At 49.9% G+C, this 12,966-nt stretch carries 16 protein-coding genes; 7 read left to right on the top strand and 9 right to left on the bottom strand.

What is annotated here, in order from left to right; genetic code table 11:
* Positions 1 to 123 precede the first annotated feature (123 nt).
* Entirely contained in the window at positions 124 to 435 is a 312-nt protein-coding gene (locus IYN85_RS03325) for a YqcC family protein (RefSeq protein WP_196157412.1), read from the bottom strand.
* A gap of 69 nt (positions 436 to 504) precedes the next feature.
* Positions 505 to 1,110, bottom strand: a complete 606-nt coding sequence (locus IYN85_RS03320; RefSeq protein ID WP_196157411.1) for a MarC family protein — start codon at positions 1,108 to 1,110, stop codon at positions 505 to 507.
* Between the two features lie 282 nt (positions 1,111 to 1,392).
* Here IYN85_RS03320 and IYN85_RS03315 point away from each other — a divergent pair, with 282 nt between their 5' ends.
* The 4 genes from IYN85_RS03315 to IYN85_RS03300 are packed head-to-tail and all read left to right on the top strand — an operon-like array spanning position 1,393 to position 4,073.
* Positions 1,393 to 2,424: a DUF3549 family protein gene (locus IYN85_RS03315; RefSeq protein ID WP_196157410.1), complete on the top strand. Its 1,032-nt coding sequence runs from the start codon at positions 1,393 to 1,395 to the stop codon at positions 2,422 to 2,424.
* Positions 2,411 to 2,791 carry a YchJ family protein gene (locus IYN85_RS03310; protein ID WP_196157409.1) on the top strand — a complete coding sequence of 127 codons (381 nt, stop codon included), beginning with the start codon at positions 2,411 to 2,413 and terminating at the stop codon, positions 2,789 to 2,791. The genes IYN85_RS03315 and IYN85_RS03310 overlap by 14 nt, the downstream gene beginning before the upstream one ends.
* Positions 2,792 to 2,835: 44 nt before the next feature.
* Positions 2,836 to 3,216 (top strand): hypothetical protein, encoded by a 381-nt coding sequence (locus IYN85_RS03305; RefSeq protein ID WP_196157408.1) that lies wholly within the window; start codon positions 2,836 to 2,838, stop codon positions 3,214 to 3,216.
* On the top strand, positions 3,213 to 4,073 hold the full coding sequence (locus IYN85_RS03300) for an alpha/beta fold hydrolase (protein WP_196157407.1): 861 nt from the start codon (positions 3,213 to 3,215) through the stop codon (positions 4,071 to 4,073). Before IYN85_RS03305 ends, IYN85_RS03300 begins: the two co-directional genes overlap by 4 nt.
* On the opposite strand, the gene IYN85_RS03295 is transcribed toward IYN85_RS03300, so the two are convergent.
* Positions 4,042 to 4,758: an SDR family NAD(P)-dependent oxidoreductase gene (locus IYN85_RS03295; RefSeq protein ID WP_196157406.1), complete on the bottom strand. Its 717-nt coding sequence runs from the start codon at positions 4,756 to 4,758 to the stop codon at positions 4,042 to 4,044. The genes IYN85_RS03300 and IYN85_RS03295 overlap by 32 nt on opposite strands.
* A 12-nt stretch (positions 4,759 to 4,770) precedes the next feature.
* Positions 4,771 to 5,205, bottom strand: coding sequence for a GNAT family N-acetyltransferase (locus IYN85_RS03290; RefSeq protein WP_196157405.1), 435 nt, complete (start codon positions 5,203 to 5,205; stop codon positions 4,771 to 4,773).
* Between the two features lie 224 nt (positions 5,206 to 5,429).
* Here IYN85_RS03290 and IYN85_RS03285 point away from each other — a divergent pair, with 224 nt between their 5' ends.
* From IYN85_RS03285 to IYN85_RS03275, 3 genes are read left to right on the top strand one after another with little or no spacing between them, the layout of a single operon-like run.
* Positions 5,430 to 7,529, top strand: a complete 2,100-nt coding sequence (locus tag IYN85_RS03285; protein WP_196157404.1) for an ATP-binding protein — start codon at positions 5,430 to 5,432, stop codon at positions 7,527 to 7,529.
* 25 nt (positions 7,530 to 7,554) lie between these two features.
* A complete protein-coding gene (locus IYN85_RS03280) occupies positions 7,555 to 7,926 on the top strand; it encodes a response regulator transcription factor (RefSeq protein WP_196157403.1) in 372 nt (123 codons plus the stop codon).
* Complete coding sequence (locus IYN85_RS03275; RefSeq protein ID WP_196157402.1) at positions 7,919 to 8,371, top strand: chemotaxis protein CheX; 453 nt, start codon at positions 7,919 to 7,921, stop codon at positions 8,369 to 8,371. The genes IYN85_RS03280 and IYN85_RS03275 overlap by 8 nt, the downstream gene beginning before the upstream one ends.
* 144 nt (positions 8,372 to 8,515) lie before the next feature.
* Here the strand turns inward: IYN85_RS03275 and IYN85_RS03270 are convergent, their stop codons facing one another.
* Genes IYN85_RS03270 through napF form a run of 5 tightly spaced genes read right to left on the bottom strand, consistent with a single transcriptional unit; the run spans position 8,516 to position 12,964 of the window.
* Positions 8,516 to 9,118 (bottom strand): cytochrome c3 family protein, encoded by a 603-nt coding sequence (locus IYN85_RS03270; RefSeq protein WP_304627142.1) that lies wholly within the window; start codon positions 9,116 to 9,118, stop codon positions 8,516 to 8,518.
* A gap of 10 nt (positions 9,119 to 9,128) precedes the next feature.
* Positions 9,129 to 9,581 carry a nitrate reductase cytochrome c-type subunit gene (locus IYN85_RS03265; RefSeq protein ID WP_196157401.1) on the bottom strand — a complete coding sequence of 151 codons (453 nt, stop codon included), beginning with the start codon at positions 9,579 to 9,581 and terminating at the stop codon, positions 9,129 to 9,131.
* Positions 9,582 to 9,591: 10 nt separating this feature from the next.
* Positions 9,592 to 12,087 (bottom strand): nitrate reductase catalytic subunit NapA, encoded by a 2,496-nt coding sequence (gene napA, locus IYN85_RS03260; RefSeq protein WP_196157400.1) that lies wholly within the window; start codon positions 12,085 to 12,087, stop codon positions 9,592 to 9,594.
* On the bottom strand, positions 12,084 to 12,437 hold the full coding sequence (locus IYN85_RS03255; protein ID WP_196157399.1) for a chaperone NapD: 354 nt from the start codon (positions 12,435 to 12,437) through the stop codon (positions 12,084 to 12,086). Before IYN85_RS03255 ends, napA begins: the two co-directional genes overlap by 4 nt.
* Entirely contained in the window at positions 12,437 to 12,964 is a 528-nt protein-coding gene (gene napF / locus IYN85_RS03250) for a ferredoxin-type protein NapF (RefSeq protein WP_196157398.1), read from the bottom strand. The genes IYN85_RS03255 and napF overlap by 1 nt, the downstream gene beginning before the upstream one ends.
* Positions 12,965 to 12,966: the final 2 nt, after the last annotated feature.

Genomic DNA, 12,966 nt, shown 5'->3' with positions numbered 1-12,966 from the left:
CGAAAGCAAGGCAAATAGACGACGACATCAGTGGTGCGATATCAAACTTTTTCAACGAAAGCTATGGCGCCAGGGCGCCTCCATTTGCCACCTTATTTTCCGCATGCTCCTCTTTGCCTGGTTCTATTGCAAAGCATCATCTAACTGTTCAATGAGTGACAAAAGCCCGGGAATCTGGATTCCGTCTGCTCGCAAAGCTTCCTGAGCGTATGGCAATACCATAGCTCCCTGCGGGAGGGTCGCACCAGCGTGAATAACAGCCCTTAACCTCGCCAAATAGACCCATTGCAACCACTCAAGGAAGGTCAACGTGTCAATACTGAACGGCTCTGTGCTGGCCATTTTTTCAGCTGTTGGTGGAATTGTCTGCCACTGGTTGTGTTTCTGCAGCAGTCCTTCAATCTCTGCCAGTAATTCAAGAACAGCCTGTGTCATAGTAGAATCCTGAAACCTAAGTCAAAAAGAAGCGGGAATACCCTAAGGCAAGCCAAACGCCAATGAAAATTAAGCCAGGAAACCAGCGACACCGGTAAAGACTATTTCAGCGGCCATGGCGGCCAGAATCAAACCACTGACTTTCGATAAAATATTCAACCCTGTTTTTCCCAGTGCCCGCTCCAGCATACCGGACAACAACAGCATTCCGGCCAAAACCAACAACGCAGACAACATACCCAACATACCGACGAAAGTTTCCCGGAATGTCGGCAATTCCGCACCCAAGACCAGTATGGTACCGATGGTGGCGGGGCCAACAATGACCGGCATCGCCAGAGGCACGACTGAAACATCATCACGCTCCTCATCGGGCAATCCTTTGGCATGATTGCGGGTGCCGCTGTTCACCAGGCTTACTGCGGTTAAAAACAACAAAGAACCCGAACCAATACGGAATGAATCCAACGTAATACCGATAACTTCAAACAGTACCGGACCTGCAAAAAACAACACGACCCCGATAAAAGCAGACGCCAGAATGGCACGCATAACAATACTACGCTTCACCGCGACCGTTTCCCCGCGGGTTAACGCCAGGAACATTGAGACCACGAAAAATGGGGCGAACAGAAATACAAATTTTACCGCGATCGTGAAATACAACTCCGCCATGGTTCAAGCCTGTTACTCAAAGACATAACGGGAAAGTGTATCCGACTCTGGAGCATAGAGCGATATCAACACCAACGGGAAATTCGAAAACCTGGCGGGTAAGCTGAAACCATAACATTGTAGATATGAGATTGATTTGTGTAGTCGCACGGTCTGGACACAAGGTTAACGAAGTATCAGGAATCCTAAAGAGAATACATAAGATTCACCCGGACCTGAACGTGGTTATCGAGATGGCAGTAGGTATAATACAACGCCGTAAATCAGCAAACGGATCGACACATGAATGTACCCAGCCTTTCTGGCTTTCTTACCATGACAGAAGCCAGTTATCGACTGTTTGACCTTGGCATTCAACTGCGCAAAATGCCCGACTCAACTCTCGAACGCTTCGATGAAGGTCAGCCTTATCCCTGCCCGCATCTGGGTTATGCCTGGCTGGTCATTTTTCTGTGGAATGAACACGAAAGTCAGCAGAACAGTCTCTGGTTCCTGAAATTGCCGCTGGATGAACAGGGCATCCTGCCCGCCGCCGTGCACAGCGATTTAGTCAACCGGCTGTACCGTGCATTACAGGTCCAGGATTCGAAAGAGCGACAAAGATTACTAACCGACCACCCCTATCAGTTCAAACCAGAGCCAGAGAAGATGGCGGCGTTGCACGCTCGGGCGACCAAAATTCTGGGATTACCCCCCAGCCCTTACTTTGAAGACGTGCATCGGTTTTATCTTTCCCCTAATACAGGGCTGCACTGGCAGGAACTGGGCATCCAAGGTATTGCCGACTTCGTTTGCCGACTCAAGGATAACGACATCCAACAACTGAATCCGTCCTTGCTGACACTGGATCAAGCTCCCCTGTTAGCCCTGCTGCGACAATTTGAACATCGAGAGTTACCAACATCCACCGTTGAAATGCTGGTGTCGATCGCGCAGAAGAACCCGGATAACGCAGAATTGACGTCCGCCTGCCTTCGAGCGTGCGCCCAATCGCCCGCCCGTAAACTGATTGAGCCCGTTATTGCAGCCAGGATCGACAACGAAACGGTCGATCTCGAATTACTGCTTACGGTGCTCACTCGCTTTCCACACCTGTGCCAAGACGCAACCTATGCCACGCAAATACTGGATCGTTTAGCCCGAGTGGCCGACGCCGATGGGTTCCAACGTGTCATGACCAATTTAGCGATGCAACCAGGCATGGCAGGCATTGTAATGACCACGTTGGCAAACCCGGCCTTAACCGAAAACCTGGCTAATGCATTGAGCCTTCTGATTCAGCGAACACGAGGGCAAAACCATGCTAAACACTGAACCTTGCCCCTGCGGTCAACCCACGACCTACTCACAATGTTGCAGTCGATACCTTGAACAGGGCGCCCATGCTATCACGGCAGAACAGCTGATGCGTTCACGCTACACCGCCTACACTCAAATGAACGTACCTTATTTGATCAAAACTTGGCACCCGGATCATTGTCCGGAACTCAATCAGACCGAGCTGAATGCCACGCAATGGTTACGCTTAGAGGTTCTTCATCACAAACCGGGCTTAAAAAAAGCAACGGTTGAATTTAAAGCCTATTACGCTGCGGATGAAGGGGAAGCCTGTGTACACGAACGATCGTTGTTCCGAAAACTGAAAAACCGATGGGTCTATGTCGAAGCACTGAACTTTTAACGCGAGCAACGGTCTGACGTCATTTCAACCAAATGACGGCCCATATGATTCACAAATTGCTCCAACCTCACATCTCTGCTGTCCTGGCGTTAATCGTATACGGCAGTTGGGCGGCGTTCAGTAATGTCAGCTATGGGTATAACACTGCGCTTATCGCCTTCTTGATTCAGGGCGGCTACGCCTTTGTCTCGACGCTTGCCCTGGGTGTTGCCGTCATCCACACTTTTCGTCGCCTGGGCAGCTCACATGCAGCCCGTATCGGAAGTTTCCTGCTGGGTTTTGCCGTATTGTGTACCGTGCCAGCTGGTTTGCATACGCTGGCGGGGACACCCAATATCGTCCAATCAATCTTGCCGGGTTTAATCTGGGGAACCGGATATCTGGTCCTGTTATTAAGAACCCAATGTCCGGTGAACGCGTCATGAGGCTACAGAAATCGGTAAGTGCATTGTTGTTTACTGGCTTACTTGTATTGCCTGCGCAGTCGTTTGCCGAACAAACCATGACGGTAGCACCCATCAACGTAGGCGAATTTGCCGGTTCCATTGGCTGGGTGACGCAGCCATCTTCAGGCCATACCAAGGCAACACTGATCGGCATTCATGGCACACCCGGAAGTTGGGATGCCTGGAAACCGCTAATGGCAGAAGAACAGATCGCCACCACATTCAGCTTTCACGCATTTGACCGCCCCGGATGGGGTACATCCCTCAGTGCCGACAACCATGTTTTTCCGAAACTGGCCGATCAAGCGGCCATTCTGGCCAGAGCGATACAATCCGAAGCCTTGCAAAAACCGGTTATTCTCGTCGCCCACTCCTGGGGTGGTCCGGTTGCTCTGAAACTGGCCATTGAATACCCAAAACTGGTGGATGGCATGGTGCTGATCGCGTCACCGGCGGACCCATTCGTCAGCGAGCCTCGTTGGTATCACAAGGTGGCTCGTTTAAAACCGGTCCAATGGATCATTGGTCGGGACATGACTCGCTCAAACGCAGAGATGCTGATATTGGATACGGAACTGATGATACTGGCGCAACAACTCGACTCCGTCACCCAACCCACCGCAATTTTACAGGGCAAAAAAGATTGGTTGGTTGCACCGGAAAATGCATTTTATTTGCAGCGCAAGTTAACCCGATCAGCAGTCATGCTCGACTACGATCCGAAAGGGAATCACTTTATCCCCTTTTCCAAACCTGAGCATGTCGTCGCGGCCATCCATTGGGTACAAAACCAGCTTGAGGCTGTTAGCCCGCCACCCGAATTTCAACACCGTTAGAAAAAGGTTGGGACAGCGCAGTATAGATATTATGAGCAACGACTTCCGGTGGCGCTAACTCACCGGCTTCATATCGCTGCACAAAACTGTTGAGTTGGCTGAACTGATCAGGACGAGCATTGCGAATACTCGCTTGCATATCCGTGTCCATAACGCCGGGGTTCAGAATCGCACACAATATTGGAGATGGCAAACGCGCCTGTTCCAGCGCCATACTGCGGATAAACTGATTGACCCCTGCCTTGCTGGCACCGTACAAGCCCCATCCGTCAAACGTATGATCTGCTGCACCTGAAGACACGAAGGCGGCGACCTTACGGCAAGGCATCTCTTTCATGTGGGTCTGAAAGCGCCCTAAAGTCGAGATCGGCAACGTAAAATTAATATCGATTTGTTGCCACCACTCTTTCGGTTCGCTCATGGATAACGGTCCTATTGGTGACAATATGGCGGCATTGATAATGAGTTGAATTTCATCCCAGCGGCCCTTAGCAGCCTCCGCAAAGGAGTCATCAATGGTATCGATGGCGGTTTCCCGCCGAGACAAATCCACTGTCCGGTGGTTCTCACTATTACCGGTGCGAGAGAACTCAACGACAGAATAACCCTTCTCACAATAAGTCTTCAGCAACGCTCGCCCGAGACCTTTAGAACCACCCACCAATAAGCATAATTTTTCAGCCATTCTTCTTCCCGTTTAACGATAAACAAAAATACTCTGATCGACGACAAACCCGGATTTCCGTACAAAGGCTTGCTGCCAATCTTGTGTCGCATCGGCAGCTAGATAAATCTGATAGCACCCGCTCTTCTTGGCGTATTCCGACGCGTAGGACAGTAAGCGAGTCGCCAGCCCCTGTCGCCGGTTAAGGGGATCCACAATCAAATGATTTAACATCGCATAAGGTCGTCCATCAAACCCCAGCGTTGGAATGATGGCGCAGTGACAGCAAGCCACCACAAACTCATCCTGCTCAACAACCAATAAGTCGACAAGTGCTTCATCCAGAAGTCGTTGAAACACGATCTCCTGACGTCGACTGAATGCTACCGCCCCACGCTGGACGCTCTGAAACAACACGTTGATGTCATCTAAATCTTCAGCTTTCGCGGTTCTGCAAACAATAGCCATAACAATACACACAGTGGAAACGGGCCAATCATAGCAAAAAAAAGCCAACAATCCTGCACGCCCCGTAACTGGGCAAATGTTTACCCTGTGCCAGCTATCAGTGCTTACGATTTACCGACAGAATCGCAAAACGGGCTTAACGCATGGGAATCTTATGAGGACTCGGTATGGCATAGCCTTTGCTGTCTTGTTACAACCGCCCATGCCGTTTAAAGGATGCCACGATGCAGAAATTCGGAATTGGTAAGTACAGAAACATCATAGTTTCAGTCGCGTTATTTCTGTTGCTGGACGCCAGCGTTCTGCTGACCAACTTTTATATGTCATTTCAAATCAGTGAGGACGCCACCGCCGTTAACCTGGCTGGTCGGCAACGCATGCTCAGCCAACGCATCATGAAATCCTTACTGGAAACGGATGTCTCGCTGTTCAATTCCGACGCTCGCCAAAATGCTCTCGATGAACTGCAACGCTCGGTAAACCTATTCGACAACACACTGAAAGCCTTTAAAAATGGTGGTGTCACCACCGATGCAAACGGGTTTCCTGTGCAGCTTAACCCCGCAGATCCGGGTAAAGCCCAAAATGCCTTGAACGCGGCGGATGAAATCTGGCGTCCTTTTCTGGCGGGCATCAAATTATTGCTGTTGCAAGGTTCAAATATTGATAACCCCAACTTTACGGCTCGACTGCAAGACGCCGTTCAATACGGCACTGCCAACAATCTCGAACTGTTGCGCCTGATGAACGAGTTAACCGTTGCGCTGGAAGACAAAGCGACGGCGAAGGCGTCCAGACTGCGGATGATTCAAACCGTGGGTATGTCATTGGCCATTCTGAATTTTTTGCTGATTCTGTTTCATTTCCTGAAACAACTGAAACAAAGCGACGCCATCATTGAACAGTCCAGACAGGAAACTGAAGAAATTCTTGAAACCGTCAATGAAGGCCTTTTTCTCCTAGATGAACATCTGACCATCGGACAGCAGTATTCGAAAAAGCTGACGCAAATATTTCACCGTGAAGATATCGCCGGTACGTCATTCCAAAGCTTGTTGAAATCACTCATTTCAGAAAAGGATATGAGCACCGCAGAAAGCTTTATCAAGTTACTGTTTAAACCCACGGTCAACCAAAAACTGATCGGCGAACTGAACCCATTGAACGAAATTGAAATTCACATCGCGGATGACAATGGTCAATATCAATCCAAATTCCTGAATTTTCAGTTCTCCCGTGTGGTGGTGACCGGCACTATTTCCCACGTCCTGGCGACGGTTTCAGACATTACGCGGCAAGTTATGTTGAGCCGCGATCTGGACAATGCCCGTCGGCAAAGTGAATCTCAAATGGAATTGCTGTCTACCATCATGCACGCCAACGGGGACCTGATGCCGATGTTTGTGCGCAACAGTGTCGGATCTCTGGAGAAAATCAATAATATTCTGAAACTGCCATCACGTTCGCACGTACAGCATATGGGCAAGGTACATCAGATTTACGCGTTGATTCACGGATTTAAAGGCGAAGCCACCTCACTTGGGCTAACCCCTTTTGCCGAACTGGCACACAAGTTTGAAGACCAATTGGAAGCCCTGGCAACCAATGAAAACCTGACCGGGAATGATTTTCTCAGCCTTACGGTCCTGCTAAATCAGATACTCAGGCAATTAGATGCCGCAGAAAAACTGCTGGAACGACTGGCTAAACTGAGTCAGGTGGCAGCGCAACCTGAAATTGCCGAAAAACCCGATTGGACGCATTTTCAAAACCTGGCCGATGATATGGCACAACGACAAGGAAAGGAGGTCGAAATCGTCTGCTCTGGATTAAACGACTACCCGCTTCCCGCTGAGTTAGCGTCTACCGTAAACCGCTTGTGCATTCAATTTATCCGTAATGCAATCAGCCACGGTATTGAAACGGTACAGGATCGAATGGACTTGCAAAAAACGCCCCGCAGTGAAATTAACATACACTTCTGCCGTTTACGCTCCGGTCATTGGCGGTTAACGGTGCAGGATGATGGCGCAGGCATTAATACGGAACAAATTCGATTGAAGGCCATTCAATCGGGTCTGGTGACGGAACAGCAATCCGAACTCATGAGCCAAAAACAACTGATTGCGCTCATTTTCTCGCCAACCCTATCAACACAGTCAGCAGCAGATATGGACGCTGGTCGAGGCATGGGAATGACGGTCATCCGGGATTTAGTGAAAGATCAGGGCGGCAAAATCAACGTGGCGACTCGTGCGCACATGGGCAGCACCTTCACCATTACTTTGCCAGCCGCCACCAACCTCGCCACGCAGGCGGCGTAAAATTCTGACCACCAGGAACCATGACATGCAAAAACTAATGATTGTGGATGATTCCAATGTCATCCGCAGCAAGATCCGCCGATCTGTGCAAAGCGAGCGCTTTAAACTGGTCGCGTCCGCCAGCAATGGCGCTGAAGCCATCACCCATTTTAAAGCTACAAAACCCGATGTCGTCACAATGGACCTGACGATGCCGAACATGGACGGCATTGCCTGTATCGAACAATTGATCCGTTTGAATCCAGATGTTCTTATTCTGGTGGTATCGGCACTTTCCGACAAAGCTACCGGCATTGAAGCATTGGAAAAAGGTGCTCGAGGATTTCTTCTGAAACCATTCACGGAGCAAGACATTAATGCAGCCTTACTTGAGCTAACGGATTTTCTCTATGTCTGAAGATAAAATTCAAATATTCATTGACGGTGTGGTCCGCTACTTCAATCACACACCAGACAAATCAGTGCAGGTCGGCACGCCCTATCTTGCTGAAAAAGGCAAACCCATGGCACTGGACATGACGGGTTTAATCGGCGTATCTGGTCCGGACAAAGGGTGCGTTTATTTTTCCGCCCCCAGAGTCCTGTTGAAACATTTGTTACTGAGTATCGGAGAGCCTGATACCTCAGAAGCGAACCTCGTTGATTTGGTGGGCGAAGTCGCCAATACCATTGCTGGCAATGCCCGAGCATCATTGGGTAAGGAATTTATGATCTCTGTGCCCGTGGTCATAGAAGGCACACCATCTACCCTGCATTTGCCAAAGAACTCACGAGCGTATGTGATCCCGATTAACTGGAAATCCTATACCGCTGCTGTGGCCATCTGTTTGGAAGAAAATTGAAGGTCAGAATATCTCTGATTCACTCAGCTCACCTCACCGCTGTGTGGTAGTATTGATCTGTCGCAAAAAGTTCATTTGCCTGGATGCCGATGACGAGAAAACGACAGGCTCGGTTGGGTTACCGTGCCTGTCGTGATTGCACTTTTATTCCCAACCGGGAACGCCGCTCATGTCCGGCAGGTGATGTGCGATACCTTTGTGGCAATCGATACAGGTTTTCTCACCGTTCGCCAATGCGCTACTGTGCTGTTCAGAAGCACGCTCACTTTGTCGAGTGAAATCCATCGATTCAAATTGGTGGCAATTACGACACTCCAGAGAGTCGTTTTTCTTCAGCCGCGCCCACTCGTGTTCCGCCAACTCACGGCGCTTGTCGAGAAATTTCTCACGGGTATCAATGGTCCCGAAAATTTTCCCCCACACTTCTTTTGAAGCCTGCATTTTTCGTGCAATTTTATAGGTCCACTCATGAGGGACATGACAGTCCGAACAGGTCGCCCTGACACCAGAGCGATTTGACCAGTGAATGGTCTCCTGCAGTTCAACATAGACATTCTCGCGCATTTCGTGACAGCTGATACAAAACTCTTCGGTATTCGCCGCTTCTAAGGCCGTGTTAAAACCGCCCCAGAAAATCACCCCGGCAATAAAACCGCCTAAGGTTAAAAATCCCAGCGAAAAATGCACCGATGGTTTGGCCAGCAACTGCCACCCCTGCAGCAACATGTCTTTTATTCGACTCCACATAGCGTACTCCTTAATGGCTGCTTCCAGCTCGGTTGAGGAGTTCATCCATGGTGATAAACTCATTTTCTATCAGCGCAGGCACATCAATTTGGGAGGTGTGACATTGGGTGCAGAAGTAACGGTTAGGAGAAACATCCGCCAGGAAGTTTCCATCTCGGTTCATAAAGTGTGTTACCGACACCATGGTCGCCTGCGACTCCTCTACCCGTTGTCGGTTGTGGCACGACAAACACTTATTGGCATTTAGGTCGATCTGATAGCCGTCAATCTTATGTGGAATACTGGGTGCCGCCATTGGGTAGTCCCGGTCGGTGCGTTTGTCATCATTAACTTCCGCAGCCATTCTCGGAGCCTGACCTTCCTGATCCAAATCGGTGGTTCCCCTTAAGGTGGCAATCTGAGGTTCGGCAAGGACATAGGCCATCACGCCAACCATGCTGAGTAAAGCGATTATTTTTTTCATGATCGTCTCCTTAAACCTTCGTCACTTTCACAGCACATTTTTTAAAGTCTGTCTGTTTAGAAATCGGGTCGATAGCATCCAGCGTACACTTGTTAATCAACTGACTGGCATCGAACCACGGTACAAAAACCAGCCCTCTTGGTGGTTTGTTTCGACCACGCGTTTCCACGCGCGTACGAATTTCACCACGGCGTGAAACGACTTTGATTTCATCACCGCGCCGCAGCCCACGTTCGCGCGCGTCTTCTGGATGCATATAGCAAAGCGCATCAGGAACTGCCTTATATAGCTCGGGGACACGTTGAGTCATCGAACCTGAGTGCCAATGTTCCAGCACGCGACCGGTGGACAACCAAAGATCAAACTCTTTATCGGGACTTTCCGCAGGTGGCTCATACGGTAATGCAAAGATGATCGCTTTCCCGTCCGGCTTACCATAGAACTGCACGCCCTTCCCAGCTTCAACATATGGATCATAACCTTCACGGAAGCGCCATTGCGTTTCTTTTCCGCCAACCACCGGCCAACGCAAACCACGCGTTTCGTGGTAAGTATCAAATGGGGCCAAATCGTGAGCCTTGCCTCGTCCGAAAGCAGCGTATTCCTCAAACAATCCTTTCTGTACATAGAAACCAAAGTGTTCAGCTTCGTCGTTAGCATACTCTTTGTTGACCTCATCGATGCCGAAAGCGTCAACATTGCCGTTGCGATACAGCACGTCAAACAGAGTCATACCTTTATAATCGGGATTGGCATCGAGCAGCTCAGCTGGCCACACATCTTCTGTAGTGAAACGCTTAGAGAATTCCATCAATTGCCACAAGTCCGACTTCGACTCTCCCGGTGCGTTCGTCAGCTGGTGCCAGAACTGCGTGCGACGCTCAGCATTACCAAAAGCACCCTCTTTTTCTACCCACATCGCCGTTGGTAAAACCAGATCGGCAGCTTCACAAGTCACTGTGGGGTAAGCATCGGAAACAACGATAAAGTTGTCGGGATTGCGGTAACCCGGCAGCGTTTCCTCATTGAGGTTCGGCGCCGCTTGAACGTTGTTATTAACCTGCACCCAATAACAATTAATTTCACTATCTTTCAACTTTCGGTTGTGCAGTACTGCGTGTGCCCCGACCTTTGATGGGATAGTACCCTCGGGTAGACGCCAAATTTTTTCTGCAATAGCGCGGTGCTTATCATTCGCAACAACCATATCTGCTGGCAGCCGGTGGGCGAAGGTTCCCACTTCCCGTGCGGTACCACATGCAGAGGGTTGACCAGTCAAGGAAAATGGACTGTTACCTGGTTCAGAGATCTTACCAGTCAACAGATGCAGGTTATAAATCAGGTTGTTCATCCAAACACCGCGAGTATGCTGATTAACACCCATCGTCCACAAGGACATCACCTTCCGATTAGGGTCTGCATACAACTCGGCCAACTCAATTAAGCGATTTTCAGGAACGCCGGATTCACGCGCGGCCCGCTCCATAGTGTATTCAGACACGTATTTTGCGTAGGTAGCGAAGTCGATGCCTTCGGATGCGCCTGCCTTACTGGCATTTTTTGCCTTCTTCTCAAGTGGATGTTCTGGTCGTAAGCCATAACCAATGTCCGTCATCCCTTCCCGGAAATTCACGTGTTTACCGACAAAGTCTTTGTTTACTTTGTCGTTCTGAATAATGTAGTTAGCAATGGCATTGGCGATAGTCAGATCCGTTTGTGGTTTGAACACCATCGGAATATCCGCCAGATCAAAACTGCGATGCTGGAATGTCGACATCACAGCCACTTTCACGTGGGGATACGACAATCGACGGTCCGTCAGGCGCGTCCACAAAATCGGGTGCATCTCCGCCATGTTTGAGCCCCAAAGGACAAAAGCATCCGCATGTTCAAAATCGTCATAACACCCCATTGGCTCATCAATACCAAAAGTACGCATGAACCCGGCTACCGCAGAAGCCATACAATGACGTGCATTGGGCTCAATGTTGTTGGACCTGAAACCCGCCTTCATTAATTTGGATGCCGCGTATCCTTCCCAAACAGTCCATTGACCAGAACCGAACATTCCAATCGCATCCGGACCTTTGCTTTTCAGCGTGGTTTTCCACTTCTCAGCCATGATATCGAAGGCTTCATCCCAACTTACCGGAGTGAACTCACCATTTTTGTCGTACTTGCCGTTGGTTTTTCGCAACAGAGGCTGGGTTAATCGATCCTTGCCGTACATAATTTTGGCCAGGAAGTAACCCTTAATACAGTTCAAACCACGGTTTACCGGTGCCAACTGATCGCCGTGAGTAGCGACGACCCGCCCTTCTTTTGTACCGACAGACACCGAACAACCGGTTCCGCAAAATCGACAAGGGGCTTTATCCCACTGAATTCGATTTTCTTTACTGCTGGCAATTAAGTTCGTAGCCTGGGCTGGCATTGATATGCCAGCAACCGACGCTGCCGCTGCCGCTGCCTGCGCCTTAACCACATCTCGACGGGTCAGTTTCATTGGAGTCTCCTGGTGTTTTTATTTTCAATATTTTGCTCAAGCAAAACATCGGATAGTTCAATCGATTCATCCAGCGATTCACTGGATTCGGTGTGATGGGCAATCATCGCTGCGCTCAGTACGCCGTCGATGTCCTGAATTCTTTCAATCTGTTCCATCACCTGGCGAGCCGTGGGCGCGCTGATCACGACCACATACTTTCCTGCAGGATCATTCGTGATGCGCTCGACGCCAGTCAGACGGTCCATGACCTGTTCGGCCGCAGCGCTGTATTCCGGTCGAATATGAACGACCACACTGACAATGTGCTCTTCATCGTTCCAAGGGGTAATGGAAACTGCATTTTTCATTAGGCAATTACTCGCTCTTGTTGAGTCACAGGGGTTATAGATATAGCGTTCACCGGGCATACTGATACACATTCACCACATCCGGAACACAGGTTCGAAGCCAGCACGGGGGTTGGCGTTTTGGTTGTTACCGGAAATGAAATTGCCTGCAAGTCACAGGCATCCTTACAGGATTGGCAGGTAATGCTCTGTTGAGCCAGGCACCGGTCGGTAAACGCGAGCTGCCCCAATGGCCACTGTATCGGCTGGGCTAGCGCGCCAGACGGACAGGCCGTGATGCAGTCCGAACAACCCGTGCAACCGGCTTTGGCAAAGTCCAGCTGAGGAAAGCCGCCATCACCTGGCCTAATAATCTCGGGCGTACAGGCGCGAATACATTTATCGCAACGTTCGCACGTCTCGATAAACAAAGACTCCTCCAATGCCCCTGGTGGCCGGATGACTTGTAATTCAGCGTTTTTACCCTGCACCCGGCGGGCAAACCCTCTGAATAACTCCCGACGGGACGTTACTGACTGCTCAGCCATAA

Source organism: Reinekea sp. G2M2-21 (assembly GCF_015687175.1).
GTDB lineage: Bacteria > Pseudomonadota > Gammaproteobacteria > Pseudomonadales > Natronospirillaceae > Reinekea.
This window is presented reverse-complemented; position numbering and strand designations above follow the sequence as displayed.